This is a genomic window from Amycolatopsis sp. NBC_00348 (genome assembly GCF_036114655.1).
In the GTDB taxonomy this organism is placed as follows: domain Bacteria; phylum Actinomycetota; class Actinomycetes; order Mycobacteriales; family Pseudonocardiaceae; genus Amycolatopsis.
In genome coordinates this window covers 8493197-8509604 of the sequence record NZ_CP107994.1, presented here as the reverse complement: position 1 = coordinate 8509604, position 16408 = coordinate 8493197, and the positions used below count along the sequence as shown (strand labels likewise).

Sequence of the window (16408 nt, the reverse complement as noted above, 5' to 3'; positions counted from 1 at the left end):
CGCGAGCGTGACTTGCTCCGGTAGCGCTTAGCCCGAAGGTGTGACTTAGGCCGTGTCGATGAACCCCCTCCCCCTCCCGGACGCCCTCTGAACAGAGCATCGTCCGGGAGAGGAGGCGCCGTGATCTGGATCTGCCTGGTCGCCGTCCTCGCCGTCGTGTTCCTGGTGCGGGCGGTTCGCCTGGTCCGGCGGGTCAAGCGCGGCTGAGCTGTGGTTGGGTCGTCGGCGTGCCCAAGCTCGTGACGCGCCGGATCACCCCCGCCGGCTTCCTGCTCGCTTTGCTGCTCTTCCTGTTCCTGCCGTGCCTGGCCGCATCCTGCGACGCGCCGGACGGCACCCGGGCCGCGGTGACCTACTCCGGCGCCGATCTGGCCTCCGGCCAGCAGAAGTTCACCGGGATCGACGGCCTCGGCCTGACCCCGGCGCAGCAGACGGCCGTGGCGGACAAGTTCGACATGCCGGGCCTGGTCCAGGTGCTGGCGATCGTCGTCGCGGTGCTGCTGGTCCTCGGCCTCGCGACGGCGTTGCCGCGGACGCCGAAGGTGCGTGCGCTGACGGCGGTCGTCGTCGCCGGCACGGCCGCCGCGCTGCTCGTGGTGACCGAGGTGTTCGCGCTGCGGAACCTCACCGACTACACCCGAACGATCGCGGCCACCGTCTCGACGCTGTCGACGAGCCAGGCCAACCTCGACGACGAAGCCACTGCCGCCGTCGACCTGCGGCTCGGGTTCTGGCTCTCCGCCGGCCTGGTGCTCGTCGTCTTCGTGCTGAACGTCTTCGTCGCGCTGCGCCGCTCCGGCGTCACGGCCGACGTGGAGTGACCAGGCCGGACTCGTAGGCGAGCACCACGAGCTGGGCGCGGTCGCGGGCACCGATCTTCGTCATGATGCGGCTGACGTGGGTGCGCGCGGTGGCCGTCGAGATCACCAGGTGGGCGGCGATCTCGTCGTTCGACATGCCGCCGGCGACCAGGCCGAGGACCTCGCGTTCGCGGTCGGTGATCTCCCGGACGGCGCTGGTGTCGATCCGCCGGTTCTCCGGCCGGCCGACGAACTCCTGGATCAGCCGGCGCGTGACGGTCGGTGCCAGCAGCGCCTCCCCGCTCGTGACGACGCGCAGCGCGCGCAGCAGCTCGACCGGCTCGGTGTCCTTCAGCAGGAACCCGCCGGCGCCGGCGCGCAACGCCTCGTAGACGTACTCGTCGATGTCGAAGGTGGTCAGGACCAGCACCTTCGTCCCGGCGAGCTCGGGGTTCGCGGAGATCCGGCGGGTGGCTTCGAGGCCGTCGACGCCCGGCATGCGGATGTCCATCACGACGATGTCCGGCTTGTGCTCGATGGCGAGCGCGACGGCCTGTTCGCCGTCACCCGCTTCGCCGCAGACGTCGAAGCCGTCCTCGGTCTCCAGCAGCACCCGGAACCCGGCGCGGACCAGCACCTGGTCATCGGCCAGCAGGACGCGGATCATGCGTCTCCCTCGATCGGTAGCTCGACGAACACTTCGAAGCCGTCGCCGAGCGGCTGGGCCGTGAAGCGCCCGCCGAGCGCCGCGGCGCGTTCGGCCATGCCCCGCAGGCCGTGGCCCGGGGCCGGCTGGGTGGTGCCGCGGCCGTCGTCGCGCACCCGGAGCGTGAAGGCGCCCGCCGGCCGGCCGAACCGGACGTCGACGTGGCGTGCCTGGTCGGCGTGCCGGACGACGTTGGTCAGCGACTCCTGCAGGATCCGGTACCCGGCGGCGTCGACCGGCGCCGGAAGCTCGCCGGCCTCGCCGTGGACGTCCACCGTGAGGCCGGCGTCGCGCGCGTGGGCCAGCAGCTCGGCGGCCTGGGCGAGGCTCGGCGCGGGCGCCTTGTCCTCCCCCGACCGCAGCACGGCGAGGGTGGCACGCAGGTCCTTGAGCGCGGACGCGCTGGCCTCCTTGATGTTGAGCAGCGCCTCCTTCGCCTGCTCGGGCCGCCGGTCGGCGACGTGCGCGGCGACGCCGGCCTGGACGTTGATCATGGCCAGGCTGTGCGCGACGACGTCGTGCACCTCGCGCGCGATCCGCAGCCGCTCCTGCTCGGCGAGCCGGTGCCGGTGCTCGTCGGCCTGCTCGCGCCGGGCCGCGACGGCGGCGAACTGGTACCGGACGGCGGTGCCGATCCCGATCACCGCGACCAGCCAGACGACGAGGAACCCGGCGCCGACGGCCAGCACGAACGACCCCGACGTGACGATGTGGCCCAGGTAGAGCACGGCCAGCGCGCCGGCGCCGGTGATCCCGGCGACGAGCGGGCCGCGCTGCCGGGTGAGCACGAACAACGCGATGGTCGGCACGACGATGACCGGCCCGCCGGGAAAGCCCGAGGCGTAGTAGCCGAACGCGGACGCCGTCGTGATCAGGAAGAGCGTCAGCGGGAAGCGGTGGACGAGCAGCAGCGTCAGCGTGGTGGCGACGAGCCAGGCGCCGGCGACCGGCGTCATCGGCGGCGAACCGGGCTGCCAGCGCGACGCGCCGCTGGTCGCGCCGAGCACGAAGACCGTGACGACGACCGTGCGCACCACCCGCCCCACCCACGGGGACAGGCTCGACTGCGGCGGCCGTCTCATACCGCGAAAGCTACCGGTCGGCGACGGCGGCCGCGTCCGTCCTGAAGCGACTCTCCGCGTACGTCGGGTGCCGTAGTCAGCCGGCCATGAGCGGCAGCTTCGCCGCCGTCTCCGCGTCGGCCGGGGTGTAGGTCGACACGGTGATCTCCGAGCGGCGGCCGAAGTAGAGGTAGGTGAAGTTGAAGCACAGCAGGCCGACGTCCGGGTGCAGGTAGCGCTTGGTGCGGATCGGCTCGGAGTTGACGTCGTGGTGCGGCCAGAGCTCGGCGAACAGCGGCGACTCCGCCTTCAGCCGCTTGACCAGCTGCTTCCACGCCGGCTCGGCGACGTGCTCGGCCATCGCCGCGCGGAACGACGCGATGACGCGCGGGATGTTCGTGTCCCAGTCGAGCATCCGCTCGCGCCACTGCGGGTTGAGCAGGCACTGGACGAGGGTGTTGCGGTCCTCGAACGGGATGGCGTCGACGTCGCCCATCAGCCAGCTGTAACCGCGGTTGTAGCCCAGCAGGTCGCAACGGGCGTTGCGCACCGCGACCGGGTACGGCTCGAGCTTCTTCAGCATCATTTCCAGCTGCGGCGAGAGGACCTGGCAGTCCTTGCCGCTCTCCGGCTCGGGCGCGCCGGCCAGCCGGAACAGGTGGGTGTGCTCGTGCGGGTCGAGGCGCAGCGTGCGCGCGATCGCCAGCAGGACCTGCTCGGACGCGTTGATGTCGCGGCCCTGTTCGAGCCACGTGTACCAGGTGACCCCGACGCCGGCGAGCTGCGCGACCTCTTCGCGGCGCAGCCCCGGCGTCCGGCGGCGGCCCATCAGCGGCAGGCCGACCTGCTCGGGCGTGATCCGCTCCCGCCGGCTGCGCAGGAACCGCGCCAGCTCCTGGCGGCGGAGTTCGGATTCGACGGCGGTGGTCATGGTGCCAGGATCGCACGCCAGCGAAACTGGTACCAGGTAGTGGCGGTACCCGGATGAACAGCAACTGGTACCAGGTTAGCTAGAGGTCGATCGTAGTACTCATGACCACGACTGAACTCGCGCCGAGCACCCCCGGCGTCCCGGCCCGGCCGGGACTGACCCCCGCCGGCCTGGTCACCGTGCTGCTGGGGGCGGCACTCCCGATCATCGACTTCTTCATCGTCAACGTCGCCCTGCCCACGATCGACGCCGACCTCCACGCGTCCACGGCCACGCTGGAGCTGGTGGTCGCCGCCTACGGCATCGCGTACGCGGTGCTGCTGGTGGTCGGCGGCCGCCTCGGCGACTCGTTCGGCCGCCGTCGGCTGTTCTTCGCCGGCCTCTGGCTGTTCACGTTGACGTCCCTGGCCTGCGGAATCGCCCCGACAGCGACCACGCTGGTGATCGCCCGCGCCGCGCAGGGGGCGGCGTCGGCGTTGCTGCTGCCGCAGGTGCTCTCGATCATCCAGGCGACGACGTCCGGCGAAGAGCGGTCCCGCGCCCTCGGGTTGTTCGGGGCGACGGGCGGCCTCTCGACGGTCGTCGGCCAGCTCGCCGGCGGCGCCCTGGTGGCGGCGAACCTGTTCGGCACCGGCTGGCGCCCGATCTTCCTGGTGAACGTCCCGATCGGGCTGGTCGTGCTGCTGCTGGCGCGCCGCCTGCCGGAAAGCCGCGCGCACAACCCGCTGGGCGTCGACCGGCTCGGGACGACGTTGCTGGCCGTGACGCTCCTGTCGTTCCTGGTCCCGCTGATGGAAGGCCGCGCGCTGGGCTGGCCGGTGTGGACGATCGTGCTGCTGGCGCTGTCCCCGTTCGCCGCGGCCGCGTTCGTGCACGTCGAGCGACGTCTCGAGCGGCTCGGCGGGACGCCGTTGCTGCCGCCGTCGGTGATGCGGCTGCCGAGCGTGCGCCGCGGGCTGCTGGTGGGGGTCCCGTTCTTCTGCGCGTTCGGCTCGTTCATGTTCGTCTACGCGATGACGCTGCAGGAGGGCCTGCACTTCGGGCCGCTGGGCGCGGGCGCGGCGCTGACGCCGATGGCCGTCGCGTACTTCACGGTGTCGATGCTGAGCAGCCGCCTGGTGACGCGGTACGGCCAGAAGGTCGTCGCGGTCGGCGGCGCGATCAACGCGGTGGGCATGGTGGCACTGCTGTGCACGTCGCTGGCGCAGTGGCCGAACCTGACGATCCTCGACCTGGCGCCGTCGATGGTGGCGATCGGCGTGGGCAACGCGCTCGCGATGACGACGTTGTTCCGGATCGTGCTGTCCCACGTCCCGACGGACCTGGCCGGCGTCGGCTCGGGCGTCATGACGACGACCCAGCAGACGTCGCTGGCGCTCGGCATCGCGACGCTCGGGAGCCTGTACGCGGCCCTGTCGGCGCCGGGCGCGCTGGGCGTTCGGGACGCGTTCGCGCTGGTCATCGGCCTGATCGCGGTGCTGGCGGTGGTCGTCGCCATCACCGCGAGGCGGCTGCCGGACCCGCGGACGTGATCAGCTGCCCGGCTGCTCCCAGAGCCAGAACTCGATGCCCTGGTTGTCGGTGCAGTCCGCCGTGAAGCCGTACGGGTGGTTCTCGACCTCGCCCGCCTGGCCACCCTGGTCACGCACCCGGGTGAGCGCGGCTTCCAGGTCGTCCACCGCGAACATCAGCTTCCAGCCGACCTGGCGGCCGGGCCCGCCCCACAGGCCGCCCGGGCGGCCGTGGCCCTCGATGTTCCACGCGCCTTCGACCGAGCCGGGCGCGAACTGCCAGCCGAGCACCGCGCCGTAGAACGTCTTCGCCGGCTCGGCGTCCGGGACCTGGAACGTGAAGTACATCGACTCGCCCGGCTTGGGCTGCGGCTCCGGTTTCGGCGCGGCCTGCGAGACCAGCCAGCGCTGGCCGAACGGGTCGCGGAACGAGCCGCCGCGGCCGTACGGCGAGTCGCTCACCGCGCGGATCAGCGTCGCGCCGAGTTCGAGGGCGCGGGTGACGCTGACGTCCGGGTCCGGCACCTCGACCCGCACCGACGCGCCACCCTCGGCGGCGACGTGCCCGATCTCCGGGTACTCCTCGGCGAGCATCAGCACGGCGTCGCCGATGGCCAGCTCGGCGTGCCCGACGCGGCCGTCGTCCATCAGGATCGGCTCGCCGCGCCGGGTCGCGCCGAAGACGTCGACGTAGAAGTCGAGCGCGGCCCGGGCGTCGGACACGGCGAGGTAGGGCGTCAGCGACCGCAGCTCGGCGGTGGTGGCAGGGGCTTCCGTGGTGGTCATGTCGGCTCCGTTCAAGATCACGCGACGCAGGTTGTCGCGCAGTTCGGCGGCGAAGTCCGGGTCGGGGTCGACCCGGTCGGAGGGCCGGCGGAGCGCGTCGAACGGCTCAGGCATCGCGACCCCCCTTCTCGTAGGAACGCCGGAACGCGGCGCGGGCCCGCACGAGCAGCGCCTCGGTGGCGTGCACGCTGCGGCCCAGGTGGCCGGCGACCTCGGGGACACCGAGGCCGTCGACGTAGCGCAGGGTCAGCGCCGCTTGGTGGTGCGGCCCGAGTGAGGCGAGCACCTGTCTCGCGCGCAGGGCGTCGAGCTGCTCGTCCCACGGGTCCTCGACGTCCGGCTCACTGTCGTGGACCAGGCGCAGTCCGCGTTCCTCACGTTCTTTGCGCCGCCAGTGGTCGGCGAGCTTGTGCCGGGCGACGCCGATCAGCCACCCGGTGCTCACTGGAGGTGCGTACTCCTTGCGACAGGCGGCGACCGCCCCGAGGAAGGTCTCGGAAGTGAGCTCCTCGGCGAGCGTCCGGTCACCGCACCGGGACAGCAGGTACCCGTAGACCTCCGGCAGCGCGGTCTCGTAGAGCCCGAGCAGCGCGAAGGCCGGGTCCGGTTGCACCCGAGGTTCCGTCACACCCTCATCGTCGCTCGGGGGCGAGGTTTTCCGACGGGTGAATCCCGGATTTCTTCGATCGGCGCTACCGGCCCGCCGCGTACCCCTGCATACCGCGGGCGTTGGCCCCCGCGCGGAGCACACCTTCGGAGCGGGAGACCGCCGCGAGGCGGCCCAGCGCCCAGTCGCCGGCGTCGATCAGCTCGTGGCCGCGGTTTCGCAGGCCGGCCAGGGTGGCCGCGCCCAGCCGCGACTCGACCACCAGCTCGCGCGGGTTCCACGAGCGCGGGTAGAACGAGCTGGGGAACGCCGTCGTGTGCCAGGCCGGCGCGTCGATCGACTCCTGGAGGTTCAGGCCGCCGTAGACGTGGGCGAGCCAGAAGCACAGCTGCCACTGGTCCTGCTGGTCACCACCCGGGGTGCCGAACGCCAGCGTCGGGACGCCGCCGCGCAACGCCAGCGACGGCGACAGCGTGATGCGCGGGCGCTTGCCAGGGGCCAGTGAGTTCGGCAGGCCCTGCTCCAGCCAGAACATCTGGCCGCGCGAGTCGAGGCAGAAGCCCAGTTCGGGGATCGTCGGGCTGGACTGCAGCCAGCCGCCGGACGGCGTCAGCGACACCAGGTTGCCCGCCGCGTCGACGACGTCGAGGTGGACCGTGTCGCCGCGGGTCTGGCCCTGGGGGCCGACGGTCGGCTCGCCCGTCGCGCCGCCTTCCGCGCGCACGCCCTGCAGCGAGTTCAGGATCGCCGGGAGCCGGGCGGGCCCGCGGGCGTCGCCGGGCCGCAGGTCCGCGGACGCCGTGTCGGTGATCAACGCGCGCCGGGCGTCGGTGTACGACGCCGAGAGCAGCACGTCCAGCGGGACGTCGGTGTCGCCGTACCAGGCCTCGCGGTCCGCGAAGGCGAGCTTCGCCGCTTCGACCGACAGGTGCACCGTGCGCTCCGACGCCACTCCGTCCACAAAGGACAGTTCGTCACGGAAACCGTGCATCAGCAACGCCTGCTGCAACAGCGCCGGCCCCTGCGTCCAGCCGCCCAGCTTGACCAGGCGCCAGTCGTCGACGTCCACCGAGACCGGGTCTTCGTAGCCCGCCGACCACGACGCGAGGTCGTCGCCGGTGAGCAGGCCCGCGTGGTCGCGGCCCGAGTCGTCGCGGAACGCCGTGCGGCTGAACGCGTCGATCGCTTCGGCGACAAAACCCTGTGACCAGGCACGACGGCCGGCGTCGAGTTGCGCTTCGCGGCCGGAGACGGCTTCGGACTCGCGCAGGAGGCGCTCCCACGTGTCCGCCAGCGCGGGGTTCTTGTGCAGGCCCGCCGCGGGCTTGCCGTCCGGCAGCCACAGCGCCGCCGACGTCGGCCAGTGCTCGACGAACAGCCCTTCGACGGCGCGGATCGTGTCGCCGACCCGCGAGACCAGCGGCGTGCCGTTGCGCGCGTAGCCGATCGCGTAGCGCAGCACCTCGCGAAGGGACTTCGTGCCGTAGTCGCGAAGCAGGAGGAGCCAGCCGTCCCACGCGCCCGGGACCGTCGCCGGGAGCAGGCCGCTGCCCGGGATCAGGTCCAACCCCAGCGAGGCGAAGTGCCCGGGCGTCGCGGCCGCGGGCGACGGGCCCTGGCTCGCGAGCGCGCGGGGTGTCGGATCGCCCGCCGTCACGAAGATGCCGGGCACCTGGCCCGCCGGCCCGCACAGGTGCGGCTCGGCGACCTGCAGGACGAACCCGGCGGCGACCGCCGCGTCGAACGCGTTGCCGCCGTCCTCCAGCACCGCCATCCCGGTGGCCGAAGCCAGCCAGTGCGTCGACGCGACCATCCCGAAGGTGCCGGCCAGCTCGGGCCTCGTCGTGAACATGCCCCGATAGTACGCATTGCTAAGGACCCCGCGCGCCCCTTGGGACGCACGGGGTCCGATCAGCTACCAGGAAGCCGGGCGTTGCCGCTCCGGCTCGTACGGCTGCGTGATGATTTCCATCCCGTTCCCGCCGGGATCGAGGAAATAAACGCCACGGCCGCCGTGGTTGTGGTTGATTTCGCCGACCTGCTTGCCCATCGGATCGGCGTGGTAGGTCACGCCGGTTTCGACGAGCCGCGCGAAGACGGCGTCGAAGTCGTCCTCCGGGATCAGGAAACAGTAGTGCTGCAGGCGGAGGTCCTGCTCGGGGACGGTCGCGAAGTCCAGGCGGACGCCGTTGCGGACCTCGACCGGGATGAACGGGCCCCATTCCTGCCCGACTTCGAGGCCGAGCAGGTGCGCCAGGAATTCGGCGGATTCCCGGTTGTTCCGGGACGGGACGATCAAGTGGTTCAATTCAACGGAAACTGATGCTGACACGGGTGAAATGCCTCCGGGGCACTCCCGCCACCTCCATGCCTCACCCAGCCGGTGACCGACACGCGATGCCGTGCCGACGATCTTAGCCAGCCGAAGGCACTCAGGAAACCTTGATTCGGGCCGCCGCCCGCGGCCGGCCGACACCCTGCCAGGACAGCCCCGCGTCGACGATCACCCGCGGATCCAGCAGGTTGCGCGTGTCGACGACGTCGACGCCGTCCATCAGCTCGGCCATCGCGGCCCAGTCGAGGTGCTTGAACTCGGCCCACTCGGTCAGCACGACGACGACGTCCGCGTCCTTCGCGACCTGGTAGGCGTCGTCGACGACGGTCATCCCGGGCAGCTCGCTGTCGACGGCCGGGTCGTAGGCGATCAGCTCGGCGCCGAGCGCGCCCAGCACCGAGCACACGGCGAGCGCGGGCGAGTCGCGCAGATCGTTCGTGCCCGCTTTGAAGGCCAGGCCCAGCACGCCGATCCGGGCCCCGGCGAGCGTGCCGCCGACCGCGCCGGCGATCTTCGCGACGATCCGGTCGCGCTGGGCGATGTTCTCGTCGATGGCCGAGGTCAGCATCTTGAAGTCGTAGTTCACCGACTCGGCCACCTTGACCAGCGCGCTGGTGTCCTTCGGCAGGCACGAGCCGCCCCAGCCCGGGCCGGGCTTGAGGAACGTCCGCCCGATCCGCCGGTCGTGGCCCATGCCCTCGGTGACGAGGTCGATGTCCGCGCCGAGGCGCTCGCACAGCTCGGCGATCGAGTTCACGTAGGACAGCTTGAGCGCGAGGTAGCAGTTCGCGGCGTACTTCACGAGCTCCGCGCTCGCCGCGTCGGAGACGACGACCGGCGCCGCGAGGTCGGCGTACAGCTCGCCGACCCAGCGCGCGGCGGCGAGGTCGTCCGAGCCGACGACGATCCGGTCCGGGCCCAGGAAGTCCGCGACGGCGGTGCCCTCGCGCAGGAACTCGGGGTTCGACACCACCGGGACGTCGGTGCGGCCCAGCATCGCCTCGATCCGCTGCGCCGTGCCGACCGGCACGGTCGACTTGGTGACCAGCGCGCACCCGTCGGGCAGGACGTCGCCGATCTCGGCGACCACCGCTTCCACCGCGCGCAGGTCCGCGGAACCGCCGGCGCCCATCGGCGTCGGGACGCAGAGGAACACGGCTTCGGCGTCGCGGACGGCGTCCCGCGCGCCGACGACGAACTGGAGGCGCCCGGCCCCGACGCCGCGGCCGACCAGCTCGGCCAGACCCGGTTCGAGGATGTCCACGCGCCCCGCGCGCAGTCTCGACACCTTCGCGCGGTCGACGTCCACGCACGTGACGTAATGCCCGAGACTGGCCAGGCAAGCGCCCGTGGTCAGTCCGACGTAACCCGTTCCCACCACCACGATCCGAGCAGGCGTCATGGTGCTGAAGGTGACAGCCGGACGTGACCACCGCGCTAACGGGAACGGTCGCCCTCGGGAGCGGTGAGCGAAGACACGAATCGCGCCCATGCGAACGAGCGTTAACCTAGGGCCGGATCCAACGCAGCAGTCCGAAGGGAACGGCACAGATGCAGATCACCGACACCGCGGCGCTCGTCACCGGGGGTGCGTCCGGCCTCGGCGGGGCGACGGCGAAGGCCCTCGCGGCCAAGGGCGCGCGGGTGTTCGCGCTCGACCTCGCCTCCTCGATCGAGAAGGCCGAGCAGGTCGACGGCATCACCTACGTCGAGGCCGACGTCACCGACGTCGACCAGGTCGAGGCCGCCGTCGCGACCGCGTCCGGCTCGGGGGTGCCGCTGCGGACCGTGGTGAACTGCGCCGGCATCGGGCCGTCCGCGCGGATCCTGTCCAAGAAGGGCCGCCACGACCTCGCGCTGTACGCGAAGGTCGTCCAGATCAACCTGATCGGCAGCTTCAACGTGCTGACCATCGCGGCCGAGGCGATCGCGAAGACCGAGCCCCTCGAAGACGACGCCCGCGGCGTCATCATCAACACCGCGTCCATCGCCGCCTTCGACGGCCAGATCGGGCAGGTCGCCTACGCGTCGTCCAAGGGCGGCATCGTCGGCATGACCCTGCCCGCGGCTCGCGACCTGGCCTCGCAGGGCATCCGCGTGCTGACCATCGCGCCCGGCATCGTCGACACCCCGATGCTCGCCACCGTCAGCGACGACTTCCGCGCGTCGCTCGCCGCCGGCGTCCCGTTCCCGAAGCGCCTCGCGCGCCCGGACGAGTACGCGCAGCTCGCGCTGTCCCTGATCGACCACGACTACCTCAACGGCGAAGTCGTCCGCATGGACGGCTCACTGCGCATGGCCCCGCGCTGACCTCAAGGGCGGCACTTTCGCCGGGAAAGATGCGTCCGAGGGGCCCTCGGACGCATCTTTCCCAGAGAAAGCTCGTCTCAGCGGGTGAGACGGACCTCCAGGCCGATGCCGGCCTGCGTGACTGAGCAGCCGGCGAACTCGCTTTCGGTGGCCAGCTCCTCGAACTGCGCCGGGGTGAACGCGCGGCGCCGCAGCCAGCCGAGCGTCTGCCGCACGGTGAAGCCGTTGAGCACGCCCACGTCCATCGAGTCGACCTCACGCTGGATGTCCGCGCCGGTGGCCTGGTGGTTCAGGTCGTGGATCACCGCGAACCCGCCCGGCCGCAGCACCCGGTGCATCTCGTTCAACGCCGTCACCGGCTGCCGGAAGTTCTTGAACGCGGCCTGGCAGACCAGCAGGTCGAACGACTCGTCGGCGAACGGCGCCGTCGTGACGTCGCCCTGCCGGAAGTCGACGGCCATCCCGGCGCGCGCGGCCTCTTCGAGCGCGATCTCGACCATCGTGTGGCTGATGTCGAGGCCGGTGACGCGGAAGCCGAGCTTCGCCAGTTCGATGGCGAAGAACCCGGGACCGGGCGCCACCTCCAGGATCTCGGCGCCGGCCGCCAGCCCGGCCACCACTTCGGCCGCCTGCCGCCGGTACTGCTTCAGCTGCGCCTCGGTCCCCCGGTTCTTGGCGTACCAGCGAGCCTGGCGGCCCTCCATCTCGGGCACTTTGTGCTTGCGGGTCGTTTCCATGGATCTCTCCTCTTCGGGTGAGCCGAACCGAAGAGCCGCCCGGTTATCCTTACCGGTGCCACCTCGTGACCGGGCGTGCTCGGTTCGGGGTCGAGGACCCCGGGCGGTGTGCCAGCACTGCCCGGGGTCCGTGCTATTCCTCTTTTTCCACGAGCTCCCCCAGGTCAGCGGGGAGTTCGCCGGTCTCGTAGTAACGCCGCCAGGCCTCGATGCCGGGCACGGCGCCACTGGTCAGCTCGCCCAGGAAGGCCCTGGACCACTCGGCTTCGGCGAGCGTCATCGCCAGGTCGTACTCGACCTCCACCAGGAACAGCCGCGGCATCATCGGACGCAGCTGCTCGAGCGACGCCCGTTGCGCCTCGACGTGGTCTTCGAGCTGCTCGATGCGGTGCCGCAGCAGGCTGATCGTCTGGTCCGGGCCGAGAACGCCCATCATCGACAGCCCGGACTGGAACCGCGGCGGCTCCCGTTCGACCGTGCCGACGAGCTCGCGGACCCAGTCCTCGAACTCCTCGTGCCCGGCCTTCGTGATCCGGTAGACGGTCCGCTCGGGCCGGCCGCCGTCCTTGACGCTGCCGACGGCCTCGAGGAAGCCGTGCTTCCGGAGGTTCGCGACGACCGTGTAGAGCGAGCCCCACTTGATCGGCAGGTCGGCTTCCTTGCCGCGGTACTTGAGCACGGCCGCCATCTCGTAGGGGTGCATCGGGCGTTCCAGCACGACGGACAGCACGGCCAGCCCGAGCAGGTTGCCGACCTTCCGCCGCTTCATCCCGCACTCCTCGTAGCCGAATACTCGTGGACGAGTATACGCAAGACGCGCCAGCGGGCAAGTGTCTTAGCCGGTGAAACAATCAGAGGTCGAACATGTACGGGACCTCGACCTGGGCCCGCTCGCTGATCCAGCCACGCAGGGCGTGCGTCGCGAGGACGTCGTCCTCGTTGTAGCGCAGCAGCCGCTCGCGCTGGGTGTCGTCCGGCGTCTCGCCGTCCATCCCGACGGCGTCGCGGTACCAGCGCATCGACGCCTCGCCACCCGCCTCCGGGTCGCGCCAGGAGAAGCCGGCGGCCGGGGCGATCACCTTCAGGCCCTTGCCCTGGGAGCAGAGGAACTGGTCGGTGACGCTGCGGAAGAGGTCGACCCACTCCTCGGAGTCCACAAAGGACTGGACTTCCTTCTTCGCGGGGATGCCCGGGTGGTCGCCGAAGCGCTCGACCGAGCCGAAGAGCCAGCGGTTCTCGGCGAGCGCGTTGTAGCAGTAGGCGCGGAAGGTCAGCCCCGCCGCTTCGGTGCGCTCGCGGACGTCGGTCAGCCAGGCCCAGAACTCGGCGAACGAGCGGGCTTCGTCGCCGGTCGGCAGCGGATCCCACGTCGCGAACGCGCGGTAGCCCGGCTCCAGGCCGATGTCGGCGCCGCTGAGCAGGCAGCCCCAGAGGTACGCGCCGGCGTCGCCGAAGCTCTCCATGTCGACGTCGACCTCGACGTCGCCGCGCGGCACGTCGACCCGGTCGACGCGGCGGACGAGCGTGAGACCGGCCAGCCAGGCGCGGGCGAGCACGACGGCGTCCGGGAACGTCACGCCGGTCCAGTTGATCACCGGCGCCTCGCCCGCCGGGTCGAGCGCGGCCAGGTTGTCCACAGTGGACACGCCGGCGCGGCGCAGCTCCATCGCGTCCTCGCCGCGCACCACGAGGCTGACGTCCCGGGTCTCGGTGAGCAGCGCTTCGCACGTCGGCCACCAGGGACACCCGCGGCACTCCAGCACCCGCGACGGCTCGGCCAGCGGCTCCTCGCCGTTCGCCGCCGCGTTGGCGATGGCGAGCCGGTCGGCGAACCGGGCCTGGTACTCGGTGATCGCGCTGCGCCCGTTCGGCCAGGTGCCCGCGGTGAGGTCGTGCCAGACGACGACGTCGGCGTCGAGGCCGATCACGCCGCCGAGGACGAGACCTTCGTCGGCCTGCCCGAGCGTCTGCAGCATCCGGCGGATGTGCACCAGCCGGAGCTGGTCACGCGGCTGCGAACGGACCTTGCGGCCGCTGTCGGAGCCGCGGTTGGCCGGGTCGAGGTCGGTCATCTCGGTGACGATCGCGCCGGCGCCGCGGTCGGTGATGCGGTGGCGCACGACGAGCACCGGCACGTACCCGCGGCCGGTGCGGACGAGCAGGTCGATGCCGCCGCGCCGGTGCCCGGCCGGGTCGACCGGCAGCAACGCGCCCCAGATGTAGCGCGCTTCGGCGGCGAAGGCCTGCTCGGTGCGTTCGACGCGCTCGCCCGCCGGGAGGTCGCGATCGATCTTCACCCACTGCTCCGGCCCGCCGGACGCGGCCATCAGCCGGGCGACGATGTCGTCCCGATGCGCTGCGGCGTCGGCGATCCGCTGCTGCGCCGTCGGATCCGGCGGTGACAGCGGGACCCCGCGCATGAGCGGATCGTGCTCGAGGTGCACCCGGCGGCGGCAGCGGCTGACCGCTCCCGCGTCGAGTACCACCTCGCCCTTCATGGAGATCACTCTAGAGGCCACCGCCGAGCCGCCATGCCCGCCACGGGCAAGACCAGTAAGTTCGGACTTCGACACGTCGCAGGAGGTGCCATGGCGCGCAAGGCCAAGGTCGAGGGTGAAGGCCGATTCACCCCCAAGAAGACGAAGAACGCGATCGCGGTGGCCAAGGTGCTCGGGCCCGTCGTGATTCCCGTGGTCGCGCCGTACGCGGTGCGCGCGGCGGGCGCCGCCCGGGAGGTGTACGACCGCTACCAGGCGCGGAAGCTCGGGGTCGAGGTCGACCAGCTCGGCAGCTACACCGGCCGCGGCGCGGCGCTGCACGCCCGGATCGCGGGCATCGCCGAAGGCTGCCGGGACCTGCAGAAGTCCGAGAAGGCGACGCCCGCCGACGTCGAGTTCGTAAAGGACTCGCTCGGAACGCTGGAGCAGCTCTCGGCGACGGTCCGCGCCGCCGAGCGGATGCCGGCGGCGCGCCGGAAGTCGGCGCACCGCGCGGTCGCCGGCGAGCTGGAGCGGTTGGAGGGTCAGCTGCTGCACCGCCTGGGCATCTAGGCCTCAGCGCATCCCCACCTGCTGGCTGGTGGGCTCGATGAGCACGGCGAAACGCTCCTGCTCACGCGGGTACGGGCCGCCGGTGTACTTCTTCGCGATGGTGTCGACGATGTCCCAGCCGGCGTCGCCGTCGACCCGTTCGACGACCGTGCCGCGGATGATCACCGGCTGGTACGGGTTGTCGGCCGGCGTCAGGGAGATCGCGACGCGGGGGTCGCGTTCCCAGTTGCGGGCCTTGCGCGAGCCCGGACCGGTGAAGACGGCGATGTGGTCGCCGTGGGTGCCGATCCAGACCGGGACGGCGTGCGGGCCGCCGTCGGGCAGCACGGTGGCGATGTGGGCGATCGGGGTGCCGGCGAGGATCTCGCGCAGGTCGTCGTTGATCATGGTGAGCTGCTCCTTCAGTTTTCGACTGCGTATCGAAGATGGGTGACACCGGGCGCCGGGACAACTTCGAGAAGGCGGAGGCGCACGTGCGCGGGCAGCGCCTGGAAGAACGGACGCCCGCCGCCGAGCAGGACCGGCACCTGGTGCAGGACGACTTCGTCGACGAGCCCCGCCTTGAGCCCCTCGGTCAGCACACCGCCACCCATCAGGGTGACGTCCTTGTCGCCGGCGATCCCGCGCGCCGCCGCGACGGCGTCCTCGATCCCGGTGGTGACGAGCGTCTGCCGGTCGGTGATCCCGGGCGCCGGGCGGTGGCTGAGCAGGACGAGCGGCGCCGTCGGGTGCGGGCTGCCGCCGCCGAAGCGGTCGGAGTCCTCGTAGGTGTTGCGGCCCGCGACGACCGCGCCGACGCGGCCGGCGACGTCGTCGAAGACCCGTGCGCTCGGCTCGCTCAGCTTGAAGCCGTCGAACACCGCACTGGGCGTGTCGCCGGCGAAGTACCAGTCGAAGAGCGAACCGCCGTCGCCGAGCCCGTGACCAGGGCCGGGCCCGGCGCCGGTGATGTACCCGTCGACCGACACCGCGTGTGCGCCGAAGACCTTGCCCATCTCGTCATCCTCCCAGAGTTCCTTCAAGAGACTCCAGAACCGTAGCAGTCAGCGTTCCCTGAGGGAACCCCAAGGCGTAGACTGGGTGCATGCAGCGGACGAACTTCGGCGAAATGGCGTGCTCGATCGCGCGCACGCTCGACGTCATCGGCGAGCCGTGGTCACCGCTGATCCTGCGGGACGTCTGGGTCGGCTTCACCCGGTTCGAGCAGCTCCAGGCGGACCTCGGCATCTCGCGCAAGGTCCTGACCGAGCGGCTGAACCACCTCGTCGAGCACGGCGTGCTCGACCGGCGGCCCTACGACCAGCGGCCGCGCTACGAGTACGTCCTGACGGAGAAGGGCACCGACCTCGTCGACCTGCTCATGGTGATGGCCGGCTGGGGTGACAAGTGGCTCGCCGGCGCGGCCGGGCCGCCGGTGGTCTACCGCCACCGCGGGTGCGGTGAGATCAGCGCGGCCGGCGTGCGGTGCACCTGCTGCGGCGAGCCGATGCACGCCCGCGACGTCGACCCGCTGCCCGGGCCCGGTGCGGCCGCCTGAGACAGCGAAACGGCCGGGCAGCGTGTGCTGCCCGGCC

General features: G+C 71.6%; 18 protein-coding genes. 5 read left to right on the top strand and 13 right to left on the bottom strand.

Translation table 11 applies throughout. The features are described 5' to 3' along the window. The first annotated feature begins 227 nt into the window (after positions 1-227). Positions 228-821, top strand: a complete 594-nt coding sequence (locus OHS58_RS37860) for a hypothetical protein (RefSeq protein WP_328645607.1) — start codon at positions 228-230, stop codon at positions 819-821. Here the strand turns inward: OHS58_RS37860 and OHS58_RS37855 are convergent. The 3 genes from OHS58_RS37855 to OHS58_RS37845 form a co-directional block, all read right to left on the bottom strand. Next, the gene (locus OHS58_RS37855) at positions 802-1467 is read right to left on the bottom strand and encodes a response regulator transcription factor (protein WP_328645606.1); all 666 of its coding nucleotides are present in this window, start codon (positions 1465-1467) and stop codon (positions 802-804) included. The genes OHS58_RS37860 and OHS58_RS37855 overlap by 20 nt on opposite strands. Next, complete coding sequence (locus tag OHS58_RS37850; RefSeq protein ID WP_328645605.1) at positions 1464-2588, bottom strand: sensor histidine kinase; 1125 nt, start codon at positions 2586-2588, stop codon at positions 1464-1466. The genes OHS58_RS37855 and OHS58_RS37850 overlap by 4 nt, the downstream gene beginning before the upstream one ends. A 76-nt stretch (positions 2589-2664) precedes the next feature. Then, positions 2665-3498 carry a helix-turn-helix transcriptional regulator gene (locus tag OHS58_RS37845; protein ID WP_326945517.1) on the bottom strand — a complete coding sequence of 278 codons (834 nt, stop codon included), beginning with the start codon at positions 3496-3498 and terminating at the stop codon, positions 2665-2667. 101 nt (positions 3499-3599) lie between these two features. On the opposite strand from OHS58_RS37845, the gene OHS58_RS37840 reads away from it, so the two are divergent. Then, positions 3600-5030, top strand: a complete 1431-nt coding sequence (locus tag OHS58_RS37840) for an MFS transporter (protein WP_328645604.1) — start codon at positions 3600-3602, stop codon at positions 5028-5030. On the opposite strand, the gene OHS58_RS37835 is transcribed toward OHS58_RS37840, so the two are convergent. The 5 genes from OHS58_RS37835 to OHS58_RS37815 form a co-directional block, all read right to left on the bottom strand. Then, entirely contained in the window at positions 5031-5909 is an 879-nt protein-coding gene (locus tag OHS58_RS37835; protein WP_328645603.1) for a VOC family protein, read from the bottom strand. Then, positions 5902-6423 (bottom strand): RNA polymerase sigma factor, encoded by a 522-nt coding sequence (locus OHS58_RS37830; RefSeq protein WP_326945514.1) that lies wholly within the window; start codon positions 6421-6423, stop codon positions 5902-5904. Before OHS58_RS37830 ends, OHS58_RS37835 begins: the two co-directional genes overlap by 8 nt. A gap of 64 nt (positions 6424-6487) precedes the next feature. After that, entirely contained in the window at positions 6488-8254 is a 1767-nt protein-coding gene (locus tag OHS58_RS37825; protein ID WP_328645602.1) for a gamma-glutamyltransferase family protein, read from the bottom strand. 63 nt (positions 8255-8317) lie between these two features. Further along, positions 8318-8701 (bottom strand): VOC family protein, encoded by a 384-nt coding sequence (locus OHS58_RS37820; protein WP_328645601.1) that lies wholly within the window; start codon positions 8699-8701, stop codon positions 8318-8320. Between the two features lie 133 nt (positions 8702-8834). Further along, positions 8835-10139, bottom strand: coding sequence for a UDP-glucose dehydrogenase family protein (locus tag OHS58_RS37815; protein ID WP_328645600.1), 1305 nt, complete (start codon positions 10137-10139; stop codon positions 8835-8837). Positions 10140-10288: 149 nt separating this feature from the next. Here OHS58_RS37815 and OHS58_RS37810 point away from each other — a divergent pair, with 149 nt between their 5' ends. Then, on the top strand, positions 10289-11047 hold the full coding sequence (locus tag OHS58_RS37810; protein ID WP_326945510.1) for an SDR family NAD(P)-dependent oxidoreductase: 759 nt from the start codon (positions 10289-10291) through the stop codon (positions 11045-11047). 77 nt (positions 11048-11124) lie between these two features. On the opposite strand, the gene OHS58_RS37805 is transcribed toward OHS58_RS37810, so the two are convergent. From OHS58_RS37805 to OHS58_RS37795, 3 genes are all read right to left on the bottom strand, one after another. After that, positions 11125-11784 carry a class I SAM-dependent methyltransferase gene (locus OHS58_RS37805; RefSeq protein ID WP_328645599.1) on the bottom strand — a complete coding sequence of 220 codons (660 nt, stop codon included), beginning with the start codon at positions 11782-11784 and terminating at the stop codon, positions 11125-11127. Between the two features lie 133 nt (positions 11785-11917). After that, positions 11918-12553: a PadR family transcriptional regulator gene (locus tag OHS58_RS37800; RefSeq protein ID WP_328645598.1), complete on the bottom strand. Its 636-nt coding sequence runs from the start codon at positions 12551-12553 to the stop codon at positions 11918-11920. 82 nt (positions 12554-12635) lie between these two features. After that, positions 12636-14282 carry a TM0106 family RecB-like putative nuclease gene (locus tag OHS58_RS37795; protein WP_328645597.1) on the bottom strand — a complete coding sequence of 549 codons (1647 nt, stop codon included), beginning with the start codon at positions 14280-14282 and terminating at the stop codon, positions 12636-12638. Between the two features lie 33 nt (positions 14283-14315). On the opposite strand from OHS58_RS37795, the gene OHS58_RS37790 reads away from it, so the two are divergent. After that, positions 14316-14834, top strand: a complete 519-nt coding sequence (locus OHS58_RS37790) for a DUF6474 family protein (protein WP_256475888.1) — start codon at positions 14316-14318, stop codon at positions 14832-14834. Positions 14835-14837: 3 nt separating this feature from the next. Here the strand turns inward: OHS58_RS37790 and OHS58_RS37785 are convergent, their stop codons facing one another. Continuing rightward, positions 14838-15221 carry a PPOX class F420-dependent oxidoreductase gene (locus OHS58_RS37785; RefSeq protein WP_326945506.1) on the bottom strand — a complete coding sequence of 128 codons (384 nt, stop codon included), beginning with the start codon at positions 15219-15221 and terminating at the stop codon, positions 14838-14840. 14 nt (positions 15222-15235) lie between these two features. After that, the gene (locus tag OHS58_RS37780; RefSeq protein ID WP_328649919.1) at positions 15236-15829 is read right to left on the bottom strand and encodes a dihydrofolate reductase family protein; all 594 of its coding nucleotides are present in this window, start codon (positions 15827-15829) and stop codon (positions 15236-15238) included. 89 nt (positions 15830-15918) lie between these two features. Here OHS58_RS37780 and OHS58_RS37775 point away from each other — a divergent pair, with 89 nt between their 5' ends. Next, positions 15919-16371 (top strand): winged helix-turn-helix transcriptional regulator, encoded by a 453-nt coding sequence (locus tag OHS58_RS37775; RefSeq protein ID WP_328645596.1) that lies wholly within the window; start codon positions 15919-15921, stop codon positions 16369-16371. The last annotated feature ends 37 nt before the right edge of the window (positions 16372-16408 follow it).